18 protein-coding genes are annotated in these 21,646 nt (G+C 62.0%); 9 read left to right on the forward strand and 9 right to left on the reverse strand.

What is annotated here, in order from left to right:
- The 3 genes from HUN39_RS13780 to HUN39_RS13790 form a co-directional block, all read right to left on the reverse strand.
- Positions 1-218, reverse strand: a 218-nt coding sequence (locus tag HUN39_RS13780) for a methane monooxygenase/ammonia monooxygenase subunit C (protein WP_456299339.1), incomplete at its 3' end; no start/stop codon positions are given.
- 663 nt (positions 219-881) lie between these two features.
- Positions 882-2,315, reverse strand: a complete 1,434-nt coding sequence (acpA, locus tag HUN39_RS13785) for an acid phosphatase (protein ID WP_232366093.1) — start codon at positions 2,313-2,315, stop codon at positions 882-884.
- A gap of 121 nt (positions 2,316-2,436) precedes the next feature.
- The gene (locus HUN39_RS13790) at positions 2,437-3,474 is read right to left on the reverse strand and encodes a cytochrome-c peroxidase (RefSeq protein WP_175095078.1); all 1,038 of its coding nucleotides are present in this window, start codon (positions 3,472-3,474) and stop codon (positions 2,437-2,439) included.
- Positions 3,475-3,865: 391 nt separating this feature from the next.
- Here HUN39_RS13790 and HUN39_RS13795 point away from each other — a divergent pair, with 391 nt between their 5' ends.
- The 4 genes from HUN39_RS13795 (at position 3,866) to HUN39_RS13810 (ending at position 7,885) form a co-directional block, all read left to right on the forward strand.
- Positions 3,866-5,014 (forward strand): cytochrome-c peroxidase, encoded by a 1,149-nt coding sequence (locus HUN39_RS13795; protein ID WP_175095079.1) that lies wholly within the window; start codon positions 3,866-3,868, stop codon positions 5,012-5,014.
- Positions 5,015-5,084: 70 nt separating this feature from the next.
- Complete coding sequence (locus tag HUN39_RS13800; RefSeq protein WP_175095080.1) at positions 5,085-6,158, forward strand: metallophosphoesterase family protein; 1,074 nt, start codon at positions 5,085-5,087, stop codon at positions 6,156-6,158.
- A gap of 123 nt (positions 6,159-6,281) precedes the next feature.
- Positions 6,282-6,680 (forward strand): c-type cytochrome, encoded by a 399-nt coding sequence (locus HUN39_RS13805; protein WP_175095081.1) that lies wholly within the window; start codon positions 6,282-6,284, stop codon positions 6,678-6,680.
- A gap of 110 nt (positions 6,681-6,790) precedes the next feature.
- Positions 6,791-7,885, forward strand: a complete 1,095-nt coding sequence (locus tag HUN39_RS13810; RefSeq protein WP_175095082.1) for a helix-turn-helix transcriptional regulator — start codon at positions 6,791-6,793, stop codon at positions 7,883-7,885.
- A 634-nt stretch (positions 7,886-8,519) separates the two neighbouring features.
- Here HUN39_RS13810 and guaB read toward each other — a convergent pair.
- Entirely contained in the window at positions 8,520-10,007 is a 1,488-nt protein-coding gene (gene guaB / locus HUN39_RS13815; protein WP_175095083.1) for an IMP dehydrogenase, read from the reverse strand.
- 361 nt (positions 10,008-10,368) lie between these two features.
- Between guaB and HUN39_RS13820 the strand changes: the two genes are divergently transcribed.
- A complete protein-coding gene (locus HUN39_RS13820) occupies positions 10,369-12,306 on the forward strand; it encodes an adenylate/guanylate cyclase domain-containing protein (protein WP_232366094.1) in 1,938 nt (645 codons plus the stop codon).
- A gap of 15 nt (positions 12,307-12,321) precedes the next feature.
- Here the strand turns inward: HUN39_RS13820 and HUN39_RS13825 are convergent, their stop codons facing one another.
- On the reverse strand, positions 12,322-14,148 hold the full coding sequence (locus HUN39_RS13825; protein ID WP_175095085.1) for an ABC transporter transmembrane domain-containing protein: 1,827 nt from the start codon (positions 14,146-14,148) through the stop codon (positions 12,322-12,324).
- Between the two features lie 308 nt (positions 14,149-14,456).
- Here HUN39_RS13825 and HUN39_RS13830 point away from each other — a divergent pair, with 308 nt between their 5' ends.
- Positions 14,457-14,624, forward strand: a complete 168-nt coding sequence (locus HUN39_RS13830) for a hypothetical protein (protein ID WP_018408675.1) — start codon at positions 14,457-14,459, stop codon at positions 14,622-14,624.
- A gap of 111 nt (positions 14,625-14,735) precedes the next feature.
- On the opposite strand, the gene HUN39_RS13835 is transcribed toward HUN39_RS13830, so the two are convergent.
- The 3 genes from HUN39_RS13835 to HUN39_RS13845 form a co-directional block, all read right to left on the reverse strand.
- The gene (locus HUN39_RS13835; RefSeq protein ID WP_175095086.1) at positions 14,736-16,394 is read right to left on the reverse strand and encodes an acyl-CoA synthetase; all 1,659 of its coding nucleotides are present in this window, start codon (positions 16,392-16,394) and stop codon (positions 14,736-14,738) included.
- A gap of 155 nt (positions 16,395-16,549) precedes the next feature.
- Positions 16,550-17,266 carry a DUF1013 domain-containing protein gene (locus HUN39_RS13840; RefSeq protein WP_123176458.1) on the reverse strand — a complete coding sequence of 239 codons (717 nt, stop codon included), beginning with the start codon at positions 17,264-17,266 and terminating at the stop codon, positions 16,550-16,552.
- Positions 17,267-17,433: 167 nt separating this feature from the next.
- The gene (locus HUN39_RS13845) at positions 17,434-18,519 is read right to left on the reverse strand and encodes a hypothetical protein (protein WP_175095087.1); all 1,086 of its coding nucleotides are present in this window, start codon (positions 18,517-18,519) and stop codon (positions 17,434-17,436) included.
- A gap of 148 nt (positions 18,520-18,667) precedes the next feature.
- Between HUN39_RS13845 and purM the strand changes: the two genes are divergently transcribed.
- The 3 genes from purM to HUN39_RS13860 are packed head-to-tail and all read left to right on the forward strand — an operon-like array spanning position 18,668 to position 21,107.
- Positions 18,668-19,729: a phosphoribosylformylglycinamidine cyclo-ligase gene (gene purM / locus HUN39_RS13850; protein WP_232366095.1), complete on the forward strand. Its 1,062-nt coding sequence runs from the start codon at positions 18,668-18,670 to the stop codon at positions 19,727-19,729.
- On the forward strand, positions 19,726-20,397 hold the full coding sequence (gene purN / locus HUN39_RS13855) for a phosphoribosylglycinamide formyltransferase (protein ID WP_175095088.1): 672 nt from the start codon (positions 19,726-19,728) through the stop codon (positions 20,395-20,397). The genes purM and purN overlap by 4 nt, the downstream gene beginning before the upstream one ends.
- A complete protein-coding gene (locus tag HUN39_RS13860) occupies positions 20,394-21,107 on the forward strand; it encodes a glutathione S-transferase family protein (RefSeq protein WP_175095089.1) in 714 nt (237 codons plus the stop codon). Before purN ends, HUN39_RS13860 begins: the two co-directional genes overlap by 4 nt.
- 92 nt (positions 21,108-21,199) lie before the next feature.
- Here the strand turns inward: HUN39_RS13860 and ndk are convergent, their stop codons facing one another.
- Positions 21,200-21,622 carry a nucleoside-diphosphate kinase gene (ndk, locus tag HUN39_RS13865; protein ID WP_175095090.1) on the reverse strand — a complete coding sequence of 141 codons (423 nt, stop codon included), beginning with the start codon at positions 21,620-21,622 and terminating at the stop codon, positions 21,200-21,202.
- Between the last annotated feature and the right edge of the window lie 24 nt (positions 21,623-21,646).

Below are 21,646 nucleotides of genomic sequence, written 5' to 3' on the forward strand. Positions count from 1 at the left end.
GCCAGGTTCGAGAAGTCGCGCGTGCGCGTCTTCCAAAGAAAGCCCGCAAGGCCAATGCCGGAGATCAGCTCAAGCGGAATCTCGGTCCAAAGGATCGACATCCAATATGTCTGGAACTCCGGCGCAAACGAGTCCAGGCCAGCGCGCCAGCCATAAATCTGCTCGTAAATGCGAACGACCAGATAGAACCCGTTCAGAACGGCCAAGCCGATCCACATGCCCTTCAGGTCTACTACAGCTTCCGTGCCAGCAGCAGCGCGGGCTGCTGTGTCAGTCGTTGAGCTCATACCCTTCTCCTCCAATGTGCTCCCAGGGAATTGCGCGTGACCGGTATCGCTCCGCCTCCCACAACGGAGCCGCTTCGTCCTCGTTTCGTAAAGCAAAGCGAAAGCGCGTCTTCTTCAAAAACACGCAAAACCGCCCTTGTCTGCCGCAGCCTTCCCGATCATTCGGAAAAAATCCCCGCCCAAAGGCGAGCACATCATCCAAAACCCCGGAACCCGGCTGCTTGTTGTTATCGGACGAAAACCGACGTCGCCGCCTAAGCCAAAATCCCCAATCCGCCCCCTTGAAAGAGCAGACCGTAGACCCAGCTCAGCGTGCCGCAACATTCCAATAACCCCCAATAATCACAATACCCGTTAGTATAGAGGAAAACAATCTATCGAATAGCTAATGCAACCCTAGTGGATAGCGTCATAACCACTCTTATAGGTTGGGTAGGACTACGAACGCGCCTGTGGTCCGATGAGTAATATCGCTTTTTATCAGCTGCTTAAGCAGCATGGCGCCATCAGCAGCAATTTTTTGGCATTACCGTGGCTGTTTGTGGCGGCCTCCTCGCCAGTTGGACAGACTCTCTGGCGGAAATCGACCGGAACTCATGGCGCGACCAGGGCATTGCGCAGATCCGTCGCCCTCGCGTCGCGCTCCGAAAGCGGCGCAACGCCGAAACGGAGCTCGATCGTGCGCAACACCGAGAGCGTGTCATAAACCGTCTTGTCGACGAAGCCCTTCTTGGCGAAGGGTGAGATGATGAGCGTCGGCACGCGGGCTCCCGGGCCGAACCGATCGCGGCGCGGCGGGGCGACGTGATCCCAGAACCCGCCATTTTCGTCGGCCGTGACGACGATCAGCATGTCGGCCCAGTTCGGGCTCTTGCGCAGCCGCGCGACGACGTCTCCGACATGGGCGTCGCCGGCCGCGAGATCGGAATAGTCCGGGTGCCCGTTGAAGACGCCCAGCGGCTTGTAGAAGCTGACCTGCGGCAGTTCGCCCTTGTCGATCGCCCGGAAGAACTCGTCGGCGTCCTTGAGATGGGCGCGGCCTTCTCGACCTTCGGCGTAATTGGCGAAATAAGCGAATGGCTGATGGTGGGTTTGAAAGGCGTCCGGCTTGTCCTCGTACGGCTTGAGGCGCCCTTCGCTGACATCGCGCCACCCGCCAGCGTACCAAACCCAAGTGACGTTCTTCTCCGTCAGCCGGTCGCCAATCGTCGGCGCGTGCGCCGGCGGAAGCCGCTCCTGCGCGTCCGTCTTGTCATGCTTGGAAATGGCGTTCCCTGGCTGCAGCGTGCCGATCGCCTCCAAGTCCATCGTCAGTCGGCCAAACCGTTTATGCCGCGGCGGACCATCAAGCACGCTTGGCGGAGAATCCTCTTCACGCTCGCGAATCGTGAGGTCGGCGCCGCGCGAATCCTTGATCGTCGCGAGCTTTGGCAGAAATTTCTTTCTGGTCGCCTCCACCGGATTGTCGAAGACCGGCGCGCAACCGCAGATCAGGAAGAAATGATTGAGCATCGAGCCGCCGAACGCCGCATGGAAGAAATGGTCGGCGAGGGTGAATTCCTTGGCGAGCGCCCACTGCTTGAGCTCTGAACCGTCGTAATAGCCCATGACGAGCGCGCCAGCGTTCGACGCTTCGACGAAGCGGTCCATTTTGCCGCCGTCGATCTGCTCCTGCTCGAGATAGAAATCATGGACCGGGTCCATGGTGCGTCCATCGATGTCGACGAAGGGCTCGAGGCGAAACGGCGCATTCGGCAAGCGCCGCGGAAAGCGATCGTCGGCGCGCGGACGCGGCAGCGCGGTCGGCCGTCCATCAAAATCCACTTGTGGCGGGTGCTGCGCCGAGTTGACGCCCTCGGCGCCGGGAAACAGCCCGAACACATGATCGAAGCTGCGATTCTCGGTGAAAATGACGACGATATGGCCGATTCGCGCGAAAGGATTTTCTTGTTCCTGCGCCCCGGCGTGCGCGCAGGTCGCGGTCGCACAAATGGCGAGCGAAATTACGAATCGTCCGAGGGCTTTCATTGACAGGCGACCTCCGCGCGGCGCGGCGCCGCGCGGAGACTCTAACTGGCGACACATCACAATTTGTGACGGCGCCGTCCTCTATTTTAAGAGTTTGAGCGGCCCAATCGCTCAAACCCGATCACTGCGGAAGCGGCGTGTCCTTGGTGCGTGGCGGCAGCACCGGATAGACCGCCCTAGGCTGGTCGCCATTCAGAGTCCCGAGGAATGCGACGATCGCCTTGACGTCCGGATCGGAGAGAGTCTCGCCGAGCTGGTCTTTGGCCATCAGGTCGACCGCCTCTTCCAGCGTCCAGACCGAGCCGGTGTGGAAGTAAGGCGCGCGCAACGCGACGTTGCGCAGCGGCGCAGAGCGGAAGACGAAGTCGTCCGCTACGTCATGGGTGACCTTGGAGCGGCCCTTGTCGGCGACGGGCATGATCTCGACGCCCGGCTTTTGAGCGACCCCAAATGGGAAATAACCGTTGCCGCCGATGTTGACGCCGCCGTGACAAGCGGCGCAGCCCTTGTCGATGAAAAGACGCAGGCCTTTTTTCTCAACATCATTGAGCGCGTTGACGTCGCCCTTCAGGAACTTGTCGAATGGCGCATTCGGCGTCGTCAGCGTCGCCTCAAAAGCCTCGATGGCTTTCGCCATGTTGTCGAAGCTCACCGGTTTCGGGTCGGCCGGAAAGGCGGCCTTGAACTCCGCGACATAGGCCGGAATGCTGTTCAGCATCTTTTCGACCTGCGCCGGCGTGTTGTTCATTTCGACGTCGGCCTGGACCGGGCCTTTCGCTTGCGCCTTAAGGTCGACGGCGCGCCCGTCCCAAAATTGCGCAACGTTGAACACGGCGTTAAGAACTGTCGGCGCGCGGCGCGGTCCTTTCGCCCATCCGTGGCCGATCGACGTCGGGCCGGCGTCAACGCCGCCGGTTCCGAGATTGTGACAGCTGTTGCAGCTGATGATCTGACTCTTCGAAAGTCGCGGATCGAAAAAGAGCTTGCCGCCGAGGTCGATCTTGGCGGGCGTGATCTCGTTATTCTTGACGACGCTCGCGACGCTCGCGGCGTCGATCGGCTTGAAGACCGCATTGGCGTCGGCGCGCAAATCGCCCGCGACGGCCATGGCCGGCGCCAGCAGAGTCGCTGCGAGCGCGGCGAACCTGGTCAAATACATCCCTTACTCCTGCAGTTGATTTGCGGAGGCGCTGTTTCGCGCCGCGAGGAAGGCCTCTCTGCGGACGTCAGCTACCACAGCCACGCTGGCGGCGGAAGGGCGCCTGGGGAGTGAGCTGTTTAAAAACAATCCAGTGTAGCATGAACACAACATGAAGACCGTAGCACTGGAACGGAACGGCAAGCACAGGCCAAGCAGGAGATCGTGCGGTTTATTGCGCCACTCTAATGCAATGCACAATAATTACTCGCCATGACGGAATATTTGTCCGGCGAGTTCTTTGACGGCTGCGCCGAGCGTCACAGCCATGACTTGCCCTGCCGCTAAAAGCAGAGCAAACTTAACGTGAAAACAAAAGCCGGCGAGAAGCCGAGCGGTCGCGGAGGGGCTCATGGCGCGCGTTGCTAAGTTTCGCAAATCCGTTGAGACGGCGCTTATGGCGCTTCCGCTTGCGGCGCTGCTCGCCGCCGGCGGCTGGGCGATGGCTGAGCCGCTCGGCCTGCCAAAAGTCCCCGTCCCGGCGGATAATCCGCAGTCGCCGGAAAAGGTCGCGCTCGGCGACAAGCTGTTCCATGACGCCCGCTTCTCGATCGACGGCACGGTGAGCTGCTCGACCTGTCACAACGACAAAAAAGCTTTCACAGACAGTCCGTTGCGGGTTTCCGAGGGTCACCACAAGCTGACCGGCACGCGCAACGCACCGTCGGTCATCAACGCGGCCTATTACACCTCGCAGTTCTGGGACGGGCGCTCGATCTCGCTGGAGGATCAGTCGCAGCACCCGATGGTCAACCCCGTCGAAATGGGGCTGCCCGATCACGAGCCGGTGCTCAAGATCGTTCGTGAAGACCCGGCCTATGTCGAGGGCTTCAAGAAGGCGTTCGGCAAGAGCGGCCGAGACGTGACGATGGATGACGTCAAGAAGGCGATCGCGAGCTTCGAGCGCACGGTCATCTCGGGCGATTCGCCTTTCGACAAATGGTATTTCGGCGGCGACCGCAACGCCATCAGCGATCAGGCCAAGCGCGGCTTCGACCTTTATGTCGGCCAGGGACGCTGCGTCTCCTGCCATGTGATCGAACAGACGCAGGCGCTCTTCACCGACAATCGATTCCACAATATCGGCGTCGGCATCAACCGCATCCAAAACGACGTGCCGCGCCTCGCCGCCGAATTCCTCAAGGCCAAAGCAGCTGGCGCCTCCGTCGACAAGACGGTGCTCGCCGATCCGAAGGTCTCCGAACTCGGCCGCTTCGCCGTCACAAATTCCTTCGACGAAATCGGCGCCTTCAAGACCACGACGCTGCGCAATATCGCAATGACCGCACCTTATATGCATGACGGCTCGCTCAAAACGCTCAAAGACGTGGTCAAGCATTACAACGAGGGCGGGAAGAGCCCCGGCGATCCGGCGCCGGTCAACCCCTATCTCTCCGGCGGCATTCGGCCGCTGGATTTGAAGGATCAGCAGATCGACGATCTCGTCGCCTTCCTGGAGACGCTGACGAGTCCTGCCTATGTGACGGCGCAGACAAAATAACAGCGAGAAAAGCGCAGGCGAAAACAAGCGGCGTCGTCACGAAAGCGCGAAGCCGCGAGGGAGGATAGAAATGACCAGACTCATCACCCGCCGCAGCGTGATCGCCGCCGGCGCCGCCGCCGGAACGCTCACGACCCTGCCGATCTCCATGGTGCGCCTCGCCTTCGGCGGAACGCGCGAGGATTTCAGTTTCACTTATATTTCCGATTCGCACATTCAGCAGATCAAAGGCGCGAGCTTCGTGCGCAACTGGGACATGGGCCTGAAGCGCGCCGTCGCCGAGGCCAATCTCATCCTCCCTGAAGCCGATTTCGTCATGTTCGGCGGCGATCTCGCGCAGCTCGGCAAGAAGGAGGAGCTCGACCACGGCGGCGAGATGCTTTCGCATGTGAAGGGCAAGCTCCACTGCGTCATGGGCGAGCACGACTATTATCTCGACCTCGGCGAATATTGGTCGAAGCTCTATGGTCCGCAGTGGTACAGCTTCGATCACAAGGGCGTGCATTTCGTCGTGTTGAATTCGATTCTCACGACAGATGAATGGACTTTTCATCGGTGGCCGACGGCCGAGCAGCGCATGCTCGAGATGGCCGGCCTCGACAATCCGAACGGTTCGCCGTTCATGGTCGGCGAAAAGCAGCGCGCCTGGCTCAAGGATGATCTCAGCAAAGTGTCCAAGGACACGCCGCTCATCGTCTTCTCGCATTCGCCGCTGCAGAAGATCTACAAGGGCTGGAATTTCTGGACCGACGACGCCGAGCAGGTGCAGGAGCTGTTGCAGCCGTTCAAGACCGTCAATGTGATCTACGGCCATGTGCACCAGATCCAGTACAATCAGATCGGCAACATCGCCTTCAATGCGGTGATGGCGACGTCCTGGCCCTGGCCATATCCCGACACCTATGCGCAAGCCGGCGCGCATGTTCCCGTGCTGACGGTTCCGATGAACCGCGCTGACCCCTTCTTCGAACGCGACGCCACAGGCTGGCAGATGATCGACGTCAACTCCGGCCGCGTCACCGCGCGCTATCAGCTGTGGGACAACCAGGAGCGCGTCGTCGGCTACGATCCGCGGCTCGGGAAGCCCGTCGACAAGAAATATCAAGAGGCGATCGTCCGTAAGGCGCCGCAGCTGCATTACTAGAGCGCTTCCCGATCACATCGAATCATGATCGATAAGGAATCGCTCAAAATCGAAATGTTGGCGCAGGTTCCGAAAAAGTCTGTCAACTTTTTCGGAACCTGCTCTAGGCCGAGGAGAATGACGATGCGCCGCTACACGATTGCGCTTGTTTTGAGCGCTGTGCTGCTTTCGCCGGCAACGCTCGCCGACGAATTTACGACGACGGACGTCGACCGCTGGCAGGGCGAATTTGATTCCGTCGCGAAGAAAGGCCGCGAGCTTTGGACCAGCGGAGCCGTCGGCACGAACGGCGTCGCCTGCGCGCAGTGCCATCCCAACGCCGCCAACACCCATCCGGAGACTTACCCGAAATTCCAAAAGCAGCTCGGCAAGGTCGCGCAGCTGTTCGAAATGGTGAACTGGTGCATCAGAAATCCGCTGCAGGGGGCCGCGCTTCCGGCCGACGATCCGAAGATGACGGCGCTCGTCGCTTATATTCATAAGGAGCGCAAGGGAGTCGCGATCGACGCCGGCAAGCACTGACCCAAATTCGCGGCCAAGTGGGGGAACCATCTCGCCGGCCGCACGTTTGCATACGGTTTATTTCAAAGCGCACGCGCCTTTAGCGCGACCGCCAACTAGAGATATTGAATATGGTTCAGGAACTCATCGATCGTATTTACGAATGCTCCTTCGCGCCGGACATGTGGCCCGACGTGCTCGACGAACTGTCGCATCTTGCCGAAGCGCAGGGCGGCGTGCTGTTCGCGGCGCGCGAAAAAGTCTCCCGCTGGACGGCGTCTCCGGCGATTTGCGAACATGTCGAGAACTTCATGCGCGGCGACTGGCTGAGCAACTGCACGCGCGGCGGCAGGCTGTTCAGTCGCCGCCATCCCGGATTCCTCACCGACGACGACGTCTATACGGCGGAGGAGCTTGAGCGCGACACCAACTATAGCGACTTCCTGCGGCCACGCGGGCTGGGGTTCAGCGCGGCGACGGCGATCTCGCTGCCCACCGGCGACACCGGCATCATTTGCCTCGAACGCTCGCATAACCGCGGACCGGTCGAGCCGTCCGTCATCCGCAAGCTCGACGAATTGCGGCCGCACCTTGCGCGCGCCGCCTTCCTCGCCACGCGTCTGCAACTCGAGCGCGCTCGCGTCGCCGGCAAAACCTTCGCGCTCATCGGCCTTCCGGCGCTCGTGCTTGACGAGGACGGACGCGTCATTTCCGCCAATGATCCGAGCAATGCGCTGAACAAATACGTCCGCTGGCGCGCCCACGACCGCGTGTCGCTCGTCGACGCCTCCGCCGACGGGCTGCTGCGTCAGGCGATGGACTCGCTCGACGACGATCTCGTCGGCGCGCCGAAATCCTTCGCCGCCCGGGCTGGCGAAGACGAAAGCCCGATGATCGCCAATCTGGTGCCCATCCGCGGCGCGGCGCGCGACATTTTCGTGCGTTGCGCTGCGGTTCTGGTGATGACCCCGGTGGGTTCGCCGCAGGCGCCGGCGATCGAATTGGTTCAGTCCCTCTACAACCTCACGCCGGCCGAGGCGCGCGTCGCGCGCGGCCTCGTGGCGGGCAAAACGCTCGAGGAAATCGCCACCGAGCAGTCCGTGTCGCGCAACACCGTGCGCACGCATCTGCGCGGCGTGATGGAGAAAACCGGATGCAACCGCCAGGCGGAAGTGGTCGCGCTCCTGGGCGGACTCGCCCCGCTCAACCCGCCAAAGGGCGAATAAGCGTATACATTTGATTGCAAGGAATTGAGGGCCGGCCTCATCCGTTTGGATGATGCCGGCCCTTTTCTTTCGTCTTAACGTTTTCTCGAACGTCGGGGGGGCGGACGAAATTGCCGCGGACGCTTCAGTAACTCGAGGTTCGATACTACGCGCTCAATTTTCAGCCTGCCTTTTGAGCCCGACTCTTTCAGCAGCCCTTTTGAGCTTAAATTTTGGGGGCCTTCGCGAGGCCCTCTGTTCACCCACGTCAGCTTAAGGGCGCGCCATCAGAGCGCTTCCTTCCCGATCACATGGACTCATGTGATCGGGAAGGAAGCGGAAATCAAAATATTGGAGCAGGTTCTCATCGAAAAAGTCTGTCAACTTTTTCGGAACCTGCTCTCGGCGAATGCTTGAGCCACGCTTCAAAAAAACTGCCGTCATCATCAATTCGCATGACGCGGAGAAGCGATTTTGGTCGTAGTTTTTTTATGAACAGTGAGAGGCACAAGGAGTTAGACGAGCGCAAATGCTCTCATTGTTCGCTTATCTGGCGCTCACTTCTCAGGTGATACTTTTACCCCGATGTTTCCTCCTCGACTTTTCTTCCATCTCTTAGGGGCCGTTGCGCGGCCCCATTTTTTTGCCCAGCGTATTAGACGCCCGTCGGATAGTTCGGGCTCTCGCGGGTGATCGCGACGTCATGCACATGGCTCTCGCGCAATCCGGCGTTGGTGATGCGCACGAATTGCGCGCGCTCCTGGAACTCCTTGACCGTCGGCGCGCCCACATAGCCCATCGCCGCGCGCAGGCCGCCCGCGAGCTGGTATAGAATCGGCGCGATCGGGCCACGATAGGGCACCTGTCCTTCGATGCCCTCTGGAACAAGTTTGAGCTGTTCCTTCACGTCGCCCTGGAAATAGCGCGTCGCCGACCCTGCGGTCATCGCGCCCACTGAACCCATGCCGCGATAGGCCTTGAACGAGCGGCCCTGATACAAAAACACCTCGCCGGGCGACTCCTCGGTTCCAGCGAACAGCGAGCCGATCATGACAACGTCGGCGCCCGCCGCGATCGCCTTGGCGAGGTCGCCGGAATATTTGACGCCGCCGTCGCCGATCACCGGCACGTCGGCTTTGCGCGCTTCGTCCGCAGCCTCCATGATCGCGGTGAGCTGCGGCACGCCGACGCCCGCAACGATGCGCGTCGTGCAGATCGAGCCGGGGCCGATGCCGACCTTGATCGCGTCGGCGCCGGCGCCGATCAGCGCCTTGGCCGCTTCGGCGGTGGCGATGTTGCCGGCGATGATCGAGACCTTGTTCGACGCCTTCTTGACCCGCATCACTTGGTCGATCACTGACTGCGAATGACCATGCGCGGTGTCGATCACCACGCAGTCGACGCCGGCGTCGATGAGCTGAAGCGCGCGCTCGAAGCCGTGGTCGCCGACGGTCGAGGCGGCGGCGACGCGCAGCCGCCCCTCGTGATCCTTACAGGCATAGGGATGCTGCGTCGCCTTCTCGATGTCCTTGACGGTGACCAGACCGACGCAGCGGTAATCCTCGTCGACGACGAGCAGTTTCTCGATGCGATGTTCGTGAAGCAGCCTCTGCGCCTCCGCCTGCCCCACGCCTTCTTGGACAGTGATGAGCTTTTTCGTCATCAGTTCGGCCACCGATTGGCTGCGATCCTGGGCGAAGCGCACGTCGCGATTGGTGAGAATGCCCACGAGCTTGCCCCTACCGCCATCGCTGGCGCGCTCGACGACCGGAATTCCCGAAATGCCGTGGCCCGCCATCAGAGCGAGCGCGTCGGCGAGGGTTTCGTCGGGGAAAATGGTGATCGGGTCGATCACCATGCCGCTTTCGTAGCGCTTGACCTTGCGCACCTCGGCGGCTTGCGCGGCGGGCGACAGGTTCTGGTGGATGACGCCGATGCCGCCCGCCTGCGCCATGGCGATCGCGAGACGCGCCTCGGTGACGGTGTCCATCGCGGCCGAAACGATCGGCAGATTGAGCGTGATCTCGCGCGTCAGCCGGGTCGTGACATCGACGGCGGAAGGCATTACCCGCGAATGGCCGGGCCGCAGCAACACGTCGTCGAAGGTCAATGCTTCGGTCAACGTGACGGGCGATATGGCCATTGGCGCCAACTCCTCTGAGCGGCGAAGCAAACGCGTCAGCCGCGGGATGGAAATTTGACGGCCTGCGCCGTCTGGGGTTGGCGCGTGCTCATAGCATTATTCAGGACGAAGGCAAATGACAGGAAAACTCGCCTTGAACAGCCGACGGACAGAGCCTTCGAGAATCGCTCCGTTTGGAGAGTCCCCAGGCTGCACACCGCTTCCTTGGGCGCGTTGGGCGTATACGCGGCCGGCAGCCGAGAAAATTTGCTATGCTTTCAAGGAATGATCCGAACGCGAGCAGATTATGCGCCTTATTCAACTTAGCTTTGCTTCGCGCCTGGTTGCATTGGTCGCTGCGCTAAGCGTCGGCGCGACGCTGATGTCCTCGATACTGCTCTCCTGGTCCAACTACCGCGCCATGCTCGCCGAAGCCGAAGTTGAAGGCGAAAGCGTCGCGCGGCTTCTGGCGCGAAGCGCAAGCCTCGCGCGTGAACTTCCGCTCGAAGTCGAGCAGATGCTTTCGCAGCACATGATCGTCTCGGCCGAGCTTCTGGCGCAGTTTGTCGACGCCGCGGAAAAGGCTGGCATGACGTCGGCCGAGATCAAGAACCGGCTCAGCGCAATCACCGAGAAAACCGTTCTCGACGAGTTCTGGGTGACCGACGAAAAGGGCTACGCCTACATTCACCGCGACAACAACGCGGATTTCCAATTCAGCGCGTCCGCCGAGGCGCAGCCCCAGGCGCATGAATTTTGGAACCTATTGAGCGGCAAGACGGACAAGGTCGTCCAGGACGCCAGGAAGCGGGAGATCGACAATGAGCGATACAAATATGTCGGCGTGCGCGGCATAGACAAGCCGCGGATCGTGCAGGTCGGCTACGATGCGCGCATTCTTGAGAAAGTTGACGAGCAGATCGGCCTTCCGCGCGCCATCGACAACCTTCTGGGCAGCGGCGAAATCGACGCGATCTTCGTTTTCAATAAGGATTCGAAGCTGATCGCCAGTCCCAAGGCTGCACGGCTCAACAATGGCCGCGATCGGCTGACGGACGAGGAGCTGGCGCCTGTCCGGTCCGTTATCGCAAGCGGCAAGCCACGGTCGGTGAATAGCGCCGGCAAGCTCAGCGTCATCTCCCCGATCGATGCGGAAGACGGCGGCGGCGCGATCGGCGCCGCTTTGATCAGAATGCCGACGGCGCGACTGAACAGCGTGCTCGCCTCGCAGATCGAAACGGCGCTCGGGATCGCTTTGGCCGCAACCTTGCTCGGCGGCGGCATGGCGGTCTGGATCGCGCGAAAACAGACAGCCCCTGTCGTGGCGATCACTAAGGCCGCGCATAATGTCGAGCGCAGAGCGTTTTCGGCCGGCGAATTGTCGGATGTCGAGGAGCGCACCGATGAAGTGGGACAATTGGCGCGCGTCTTCAAGAAAATGGCGCTCGACTTTCTCGATCGCGAACGGACGCTCGACGCGCTCGTGACGCAACGAACCCAGGCGCTCCAAGAGAGAAATACGGAACTCGAGAGACTGTCGGCGCGCCTCTCAAAATATCTTTCGCCCCAGCTCTACGGCACGCTTTTCAAGAACAAAACCGTCGCGTCCATTTCAGCGAAGCGGAAGAAACTGACCATCTTTTTTTCCGATGTCGTCGGCTTCAGCGAAATGGCCGAGCGGCTGGAATCCGAAGACATCACGCGCATGCTCAACGATTTCCTCAATGAGATGGCGAACTTCGCGCTGGCCTATGGCGCCACCATCGACAAGTATATCGGCGACGCGGTCATGATTTTTTTTGGCGACCCGGAGACGCGCGGCGTCAAGGAAGACGCCGTGGCGTGCATTCTCATGGCCCTCGACATGCAGGCGATGACTCGACAATTGGAGCGCCGATGGCGCGAACAAGGCTTGGACCAGAGGTTCCAGATCCGCATCGGCGTCAACACGGGCTATTGCACCGTCGGCGATTTCGGCAGCCAGGAGCGGATGGATTACACCATCGTCGGTCATCAGGTGAATGTGGCGGCGCGACTTGAGCAGTCGGCCGCGCCGGGCGCGATCCTCATCTCTCATGAGACGATGACGCTTGTGAGCGACGCGATCGAAGTCGAAGAACTATCTCCGCTGCATGTGAAGGGCGTCAGCGGCCCGATCCGCACATATAAGGCGATTAGCAAAAAGGCGCCGTCCATGACCGAGGTCATTCACGAGGAGCGTGAGGGTCTACGCGTCGACGTCGACCTCCTGAAAGCCAATAAGGACGAGGCGATCCGTCTGCTGAAAGCCACGATCGAGCGCATCCGTTCAAGCGAATAAGCGACATCCGCGCTCTCAGGCGGCGGCGCCGGCGCGGTCCGTGTCGAACTGCAGTTTCGCAAGCCGCGCATAAAGGCCGCCGGCGGCGGTCAGGCTCGAGTGGGTGCCCTGCTCGACGATGCGGCCTTCGTCGATCACAATGATTCGATCGGCTTCCAACACCGTCGCCAGACGATGGGCGATGACCAGGCTCGTGCGCCCCTGCATGACGTCATGCAGCGCCGCCTGCACCAAAGCCTCGTTCTCGGCGTCGAGCGCCGAGGTGGCTTCGTCCAGGAGCAGCACCGGCGCGTCGGCGAGGATTGCGCGCGCGATGGCGAGGCGCTGGCGCTGCCCGCCCGAGAGCGTGACGCCGCGCTCGCCGAGCAGCGTGTCGTAGCCCATCGGCAGCGCCATGATGAAGTCGTGCGCCTGGGCGCGCTTCGCCGCGGCGACGATCTTCCCGCTCGACGCGTCGTCACGGCCGTAGGCGATATTTTCAGCCACGGAGAGTCCGAAGATCACCGGATCCTGCGGAGCGAGCGCGATCGCCCTACGCAGCGCCACAGGATCAAGATCGCGCAGGTCGACCCCGTCCAGAGTAATGGAGCCGGAGTCGACGTCATAGAAGCGAAGGAGCAACGCAAAGGTTGTCGATTTGCCCGCGCCGGACGGGCCGACCAGCGCGACGCGCTCGCCGGGCGCAACGACGAGCGAGAAATCCTGCAAGGCAGGCTTCTCCGGCGCCGTCGCATAGGCGAAGCGCACATGATCGAAGGCGATGCGTCCCTGCCAGCGCGCGGGCGGCGGCATCGGCCGCGCCGGGGCCACGATGCGCGGTTGAATGGCAAGAATTTCGGCGATGCGGCCCGCCGCGCCGGCGGCCGCGGAGAGTTCGCTCCAGGTCTGAGTGAGTTCGCCGAGCGAGCTTGCGCCAAGCACCGCGTAGAGAACGAACTGGGACAGAACGCCCGACGTCATGTGTCCAGCGAGCACGTCCTGCGCTCCCAACCAAAGCACGCCGACAACGCTCGTGAAGACGACGAGAATGGCTCCGGCGGTCACGAAGGCGCGAAGCAGCGTCGCGGCCTGCGCCGCGTCATAAGCGGCCACCACCGCGCGCGTGAATCGCGCCGTCGTCGACGCCTGCGCGCCGTTCGCCTGCATGGCGCGCACGGCCGAGAGATTTTCCCCGGCATAGGCGGAAGCCTGCGCGAGCGTGTCCTGAGCGGAGCGGGAGCGCTGGCGCACCGCCCGGCCTGACGCGATGAGCGGCAGAACGATGATCGGGATGGCCGCGAGCGTCATACCGGCAAGCTTGGGGCTGGTCGCCACCATCATGACGATTGCGCCGAAGAACATGAAGAGATTGCGCAGCGCGACCGACGCCGATGAGCCAAAGGCGGATTTCAGCTGCGTCGTGTCGGCGGTCAGCCGGGAGAGAAGCTCGCCTGTCTTCGCCGTGTCGTAGAAGGCGGCGTCGAGAACTGTGAGATGTTTGAAGAGATCGGCGCGCAGGTCGGCGACCACATGCTCGCCGAGCGTCATGACGAAATAGTAGCGTGTGCCGGACGCGATCGCGAGCGTCGCGGCGACCGCGATCATCGCGCCGAAATAGGCGTTCACCGCGCCGGCGCTGTCGGCCGAAAAGCCGTGGTCGATCATCCCGCGCACGGCGAGCGGCAAGGTGAGTGTCGCGCCCGCCGCCATGAGGAGCGCGACGAAGGCGAAAACGATCGTTCGCTTGTAGCGCAGCGCATAGGGCAGCAAGGGCCGAAGCGGAGAGAGAGTGGCTTTCAAACCGCGATCCGGTTTGCGCGCCACGGGATCGACGGAATCGACGTCAGCGTTCTTTTTTGTCATCGGCAGGGGGTATAACGTCCGTGTTCGACGAAAACGAATTGAAGCGGGCGCTCCGCGACCGAATCCGACGCAGAAGCGGGTCGAAATCGAATTTTCTTTTCCCTATTGAGCGACGAAAATCGTATCAAACACCGAACCATTATATCTATCATTCGGTTACATGCGCGACATCCTGTCGCACGGGCAATTGACTCAGCGCCAACTTGTGCTAACCTCCCGCCTGCGTCGAAATGACGCGCCCATGGGATGAGAATGCGCCGGCGGACAAGGCGCAACTCAGGGAACGAAAATAAGAGGAGTGAAGAACGATGGCTCAGAAAGAACTCGAAATCACCACGAACACCTACATCTTCGCTGGCATCGGCGCCGTGATCCTCGGCGGTCTCGCCTCTGTCGCGCTTGGCGGCATTCCGAACACGATCGCGGCGGCTGTCGTCGGCGCTCTGGCTGGCGGCTGCCTCGGACTCTTCTTCTAGATTCAAGCGACATAGCGGGGCGCGGAAAGTTTCGGCCTTCCGCCCCCGACGCGAAGCCGGCAGTCGTAAAGACTGCTGGCTTCTCTTTTTGGGCCGTTCCTTCGGCATCTTTTAAAGTGACGCCGTCGTCGCGCTCGCCGGCCAGATTTCTCGAGCGCGTTCGCGCAGAACATATTTGCGAATCTTCCCTGTCGAGGTCTTCGGCAACTCGCAAAAGACGACGTGGCGCGGGCATTTGAAATGGGCCAGGTGCTGGCGCGTCCAGTCGATCAGCTCCTCCGCGCTCGCCTGTTCGCCATCCTTCAACTCGACGAAGGCGCAAGGCGTTTCGCCCCATTTGTCGTCAGGGGCGGCGACCACCGCGGCGGCGCGAACCTTGGGATGGCGAAACAGCGCGTCCTCGACCTCGATCGAGGAAATATTTTCGCCGCCCGAAATGATGATGTCCTTCGAACGGTCTTTCAGCTGGATGTATCCGTCGGGATGGCGCACGCCCAGATCGCCTGAATGAAACCAGCCGCCGTGGAAGGCTTTCTCCGAGGCGCTCTTGTTCTTCAGATAGCCCTTCATGACGACGTTGCCGCGGAACATGACCTCGCCCATCGTCGCGCCGTCGCGCGGCACCGGCTGCATCGTGTCCGGGTCGATCACATCGAGATTTTCGAGAACCAGATAGCGCACGCCTTGACGCGCCTTCATCTGCGCCTGCGCGGCGCCGTCCAGCAAATCCCAGTCGTCGTGCCATTCATTGACGGCGGCAGGGCCGTAGGTTTCGGTCAGTCCGTAAAGATGCGTGACTTCGAATCCGGCGGCCTTCATGCCGGCGAGCACCGCCTGCGGCGGCGGCGCGGCGGCGGTAAAGAATCGCGCGGCCCGCTTCAGCGGCTTCTTTTCCGATTCGGTCGCATTGAGAAGCGTCGACATGACGATGGGCGCGCCGCACAGATGCGTGACGCCGTGCTCCGCCATCAGCTCATAGATATGGCCGGCGCGCACTTGCCTTAGACAGACATGGGTTCCGGCGTTGACCGAAATCGACCAGGGGAAGCACCAGCCGTTGCAATGGAACATCGGCAGCGTCCACAGATAGACCGGATGGCGGCCCATGTCGCCGGTGAGCACATTGCCGAGCGCGGTCAGATAGGCGCCGCGATGATGGTAGACGACGCCTTTCGGATCGCCGGTCGTTCCGGAGGTGTAGTTGAGCGAGATCGCGTCCCATTCGTCGCCGGGCGGCGACCATTGATAATCGGCGTCGCCCGAGCTTAGGAACCCCTCATATTCGACGGAGCCCAACCGCTCCCCGGGTCCGTCATATTCCGGATCGCTGTAGTCGATGATCACGGGCCTCGCCTTCGCGAGCGAAAGCGCCTCGCGAATGACGGCTGAGAACTCCTGATCGACGATCAGCGCCTTCGTTTCGGCATGGTCGAGCGTGAAGGCGAGGATCGAAGCGTCAAGCCGCGTATTCAGCGTGTTGAGCACCGCGCCCATCATCGGAACGGCGTAGTGGCATTCAAGCATCGCCGGCGTGTTCGCGAGCATGACGGAGACGGTGTCGCCGCGACCAAGCCCCGCCTTCTCAAGCGCGCTCGCGAGCCGCAGGCTGCGGGCGTAAAAATCGCGATAATTGCGCCGCAGCTGGCCGTGCGCGATCGCGATGCGTTCGGGAAAGACGGCTGCGGCGCGCTCCAGAAAGGTGATTGGAGTCAGCGGCTGGAAATTGGCGGGATTTCGTTCGAGGTCGCGATCATAAGGCGAGTTGGTCATCCGGAGAGTCCAAAGGTTCGCCAGCGAGAATGCGATCACGGCGAAAGCGACCTCGCCAGCGCGATATGCGTAACGTCCGCGCGGCTAAGCTCTATGTGAAAGATACGCGCGAGCTACCGGTTGATCAATCGGCGCTCGCGCGAAGACCAGCGTCGTTACTCGCCGAAATCGACGTCCTTGAGCCGTCCGAACACGCGATCGGCGTCGAAATTATCTTCGTCGTCCGGCGGCGCCGCTGGCTTGGCCTTGCCGAAGACGTCCTCGGTCGTGGACGGCTCGGGCCGCGGACTGGTGGTGACGCTTGCAGGCACCAGCGTCTGGCCATGATCCTCCACGGTCGCCGGCTTGTCCTTCGCCGCGCGATTGACCTCAAAGTCGAGATCAATCTGCGAGCAAAGCCCGAGCGTCACCGGGTCCATCGGCGTCAGCGCCGCGGAATTCCAGTGGGTGCGCTCGCGGATCGCCTTCAGCGTCGTCTTTGTGGTGCCGACGAGACGCATGACCTGGGCGTCCTTCAGCTCCGGATGATTGCGCACGAGCCACAGAATCGCGTTCGGACGGTCCTGACGGCGCGAGAGGGGCGTATAGCGCGGACCGCGCGCCTTCTTGACCTCCGGCACGACGACCTTGGAGACGGAGAGATGGAGGCGATGGGCCGAGTTTTTCTCGGCCTTTTCGATCTCCTCGCGCGTCAGCTGCCCGGAGGTGATCGGATCATGGCCACGAATTCCAGCCGCGACCTCGCCGTCGGCGATGCCCTTCACCTCGAGCGGATGCAGTTTGCAGAAATCGGCGATCTGATCGAACGTCAGTGATGTATTTTCGACGAGCCAAACGGCCGTGGCCTTCGGCATCAGCGGGGCGTTGCCCATCTGCAAACTCCTTGATCAGGCATGGGGGCGACGTCTGGCGCCGCGCCGCCCGGCGCCAGCGACCCACAGAACGACCGTCCATGTTGGGATTTTGCCTATATAATCCGCCGCCGCCTAAAGCGCAATCAACGGAAACTCCCGCTAAAGCGCCGCCAACTGGCAGGCGCTCATGCGGAGTCCTGCTCGCGGGCGTGCGCCGGGCGCAATCCGCGCAAATGCGCCGGCAACAATTCGCCGATCGTTTCGCCGATGGCGGCGCCGTAGCGGTGAAACAAGAGGCCGAAGACGATGAGCAGAACGCCGATGCCCGACAGCGCGAAGGGGAAAAGGATCGAATCCTTGAAAACGCTGCCGGCGAGATAGCTCAGATAAGTCGTAACGCCGACGGCGCCGAATACCGCATAGACGCGGCGCATCAGGAAGAGCGACAGAAAAATCAGCCCCACGTTGACGCCGCAGTAGAGCGCCTTACCCAATTCGTTGCCGCTGTGCTGGGCCGTCAGCCCACCCCAAAAGGCCAGCAGCCCGAAGAGATGCAGCCAGAAAGCGAAATCGCCGTTCCGCCACCGCTTGAGATCGACGAGCCAGGCCACGGCGAGAACGACGAGTCCAAAATACATGCTCACCGTCGCCCGCTGATCCCATGAAAATTCTGCGACGCCCATCAGCCAGGGCGTCAGATCCATCGACATGAACCAAAGCGCGAAGGCGATGATCATGACGAGGAACGGAAAGGGAAAGGCGAGCAGCGCGACAGACGCCGCGCCGATCGTTCCAAGCTCCATGGGAAGCCAGCTGGATTGAATCCAAATGTAGAAGTCCCGGTAGGGGCGCGCCTCCCCCGCCGGACTGACGTCGTACATCGACTGCAGCGCGAAGATCGCGAGCGGCGCCATGCCGACCGCGCAAGCGATGAGCAGCCCGCCGGGCGTATGCAGGTCGCGCTTACGCCAGAGATAAGCGCCGGCGAAGGCGAACATGGCGGCGTAGACGATCGCGGTGACCAGCAGCGCCTTATCGCCCCAAAGGCCAAAGGCCGTCGTCGAAAACATGCCCATGGCGCCGAGCACGATCAGCGCGCCGGCGTACCAAAGCAGGTTGACGACGTCATAGCGCGGCGCTTGGGACGTCGCCTCCGCGAGGGCCGCGCGCCGCGACGCAAGAAACTGTGACAGCCGCTCGAAGGACGCGGCGTCAATCGCGCCGGCGTCGCGGGCGGCCGCGATATCGTCAATGGTGAACCGAATCTTCATGGCGCTGCTCCTTTGCGGCGACATTCATATGCCGCGCTACGGAAAAAACTTTGTGCAAACGCACAAGAGCGTAGCCGTTCCGAGCGGATTTGACAGCCGCCGCCGCTTGCGCCCATCTAACGCCGGCGCCCACGACGCGAAGGATGAAATGCAACAGAGAAATTCGGGCCTTACCTACGCTGGCGCCGGCGTCGACATCGACGCAGGCAATCGGTTCGTCGACATGATCCGTCCCGCCGTGCGTTCGACGCGGCGCTCCGGCGCCGACGGCGAGATCGGCGGCTTTGGCGGCGTGTTCGATCTCAAGGCGGCCGGATTTTCCGATCCTGTCCTCGTCGCGGCGAACGACGGCGTCGGCACCAAGGTGAAGATCGCAATCGAATCCGGCCTGCATGAGACGATCGGAATCGATCTCGTCGCCATGTGCGTCAACGACTTGATCGTTCAGGGCGCCGAGCCGCTTTTCTTTCTGGACTATTACGCGGCGGCCAAACTCGACCCGAACGTCGCGACGTCGGTGGTGAAGGGCATCGCCGCCGGTTGCGTCGAGGCGGGCTGCGCCCTGCTTGGCGGCGAAACCGCCGAAATGCCCGGCCTCTATGCGCGCGGCGACTATGACCTCGCCGGCTTCGCGGTCGGGGCCGCGGAGCGCAATCGCCTTCTACCCCGCGATGTCCATGCCGGCGACGTCCTTTTCGGACTCCCCTCCTCCGGCGTCCATTCCAATGGCTATTCGCTCGTACGCAGCGTTGTGAAGCGCGCCGGACTTGCGTGGAGCGCCACCGCGCCTTTCGCGCGAGACCTCAATCTGGCGAAGGCGCTGTTGACGCCGACCCGCATCTACGTGAAGCCCCTGCTCGCGGCCTTGAAGGCGACGCCGCATATCGTCGCCCTCGCCCATATCACCGGCGGCGGCTTTCCCGACAATCTCCCGCGCGTACTGCCAGGCGGGCTAGGCGTCGCGCTCGATCTGTCGACGTTCGCGCCTCCGCCGGTTTTCCGTTGGCTCGCCGAGACGGGAGGCATCGCGGCAAACGAGATGCTGCGCACGTTCAACTGCGGAATCGGCATGGTGGTGGTGGCCTCCGAGCCCGCCGCCGGCGAGGTGGAATCGGCATTGCGCGCTGTCGGCGAGAAGCCCGTGCGCATTGGCAAAGTCATCGAGACCGACGGCGAGCGGGTCGTTACGCACGGGACTCTGACGTTGTGACGCGGCTGCGCACCGCGATTCTCATCTCGGGTCGCGGCTCAAACATGGACGCTCTGATCGCTGCGGCCAGGGACCCCAGCTTTCCGGCCGAGATCGCCCTTGTGCTTTCCAATCGCCCCGATGCGCCGGGCCTCGCCAAGGCGAAGGCCGCTGGCGTCGCGACGGCGGCGGTCGACCACAAGATTTATGCGGGGCGCGAGGAATTCGAGCGTTCGCTGCAATTGGTGTTGGAAACCTATCGCATCGAATTCATTTGCCTCGCAGGCTTTCTACGCATGTTCACGCCCTGGTTCGTCGGCCTCTGGCGCGGGCGCATGCTCAACATTCACCCTGCCCTGTTGCCCTCCTATCGCGGACTCGACACGCATGAGCGCGCGCTGGCCGACGGCGTGAAGATTCACGGCGCCACCGTGCATTTCGTCGTGCCGGAAATGGACGAAGGTCCGATCGTCGCGCAGGCCGCCGTGCCCGTGTTCGACGATGACACGCCGCAGACGCTCGCCGCCCGTGTGCTTGCGCAGGAACATGTCATCTATCCGATGGCGCTGCGGCTGGTCGCGTCGGGCGCCGTACGGATCGAAGGCAATCGCGTGCTCGCGGCGCCGGCGCCCCGCGAGGCAGCGCTTATCGTTCCCGACGCCCTCACGCCAAGCAAGGGAATTTCATGACGATCACGCTTTACTGCTTCCGCCCTGTCGCCGGACTGCCGGACGCATCGCCTTTTGTGACGAAAGCGATGGTGCTTTTGAAGATGGCGGGCCTCGACTATGTCGAAGACCGCAGCGGCTTTTCGAAAGCGCCGAAAGGCAAGCAGCCCTACATCAACGACGACGGCGAAATCGTCGCCGATTCAACCTTCATCCGTTTCCATATCGAAAAGAAATACGGCAAGGACTTCGACGCGCAGTTGAGCGACGCGCAAAAGGCCATCGGCTGGTGCGTCGAGAAGATGTGCGAAGAACATCTCTATTGGATCATCGTCCATACGCGCTGGATGGATGACGCTAATTTCAACCGCGGTCCGGCGCGTTTCTTCGAAAGCGTGCCCGCCGTGGCGCGCCCGCTGGCCAAATGGTTCATTCGTCGCAAGATCGCCAAATCGCTTTGGGCGCAGGGCATGGGCCGTCACAGCCCATCGGAAATCGATGCGCTCGGCGTGCGCGACTTCGAAGCGCTCGCGACGCTGATCGGCGACAAGCCCTATCTGTTCGGCGATGCGCCCTGCGGCGCCGACGCTACGGTCTTCGCTTTCGTCGCGTCCGTCCTATCGCCGATGTCGGAGAGCGCCATTCGAGACGCAGCGCTCGCGAACGCCAACCTTGTCGCCTATCGCGACAGGATGATGCAGGCGTATTTCCCTGAGAACGCGGCGGCCTAATTTCCGCGCCGCGAGCCGTGATGGCCGGGCTTGGCCCGGCGATCACGGCGTCACATCTCATGCCCGTAATAAGCGCGGGCATGACGCCTTGATTAGCCGACGATCTCGTTGCCGGAAAAGAACTGCGCGATTTCCACCGCCGCCGTCTCTGGCGCGTCTGAGCCGTGCACCGAATTCTCGCCGACGCTCAGCGCATGTTCCTTGCGAATTGTGCCCGGCGCGGCGTTCGCGGGATTGGTCGCGCCCATGACTTCGCGGTAGCGCGCAATGGCGTTCTCGCCTTCAAGCACCTGCACGACGACGGGCTCGGAAATCATGAAGTCGACGAGCTCGCCGAAAAACGGCCGCTCCTTATGCACAGCGTAAAAAGCTTCCGCCTGTTCACGCGACATGCGGATGCGCTTCTGAGCGACGATGCGCAGGCCCGCATCTTCGATCAGCGCGTTGATCTTACCTGTGAGATTGCGCTTCGTCGCGTCGGGCTTGAGAATGGAAAAAGTGCGTTCGATCGCCATAGGAGCGCGTCGCCTCGTCGTTGG

It is taken from the genome of Methylocystis silviterrae, from assembly GCF_013350005.1.
GTDB classification, from domain to species: Bacteria; Pseudomonadota; Alphaproteobacteria; order Rhizobiales; family Beijerinckiaceae; genus Methylocystis; species Methylocystis silviterrae.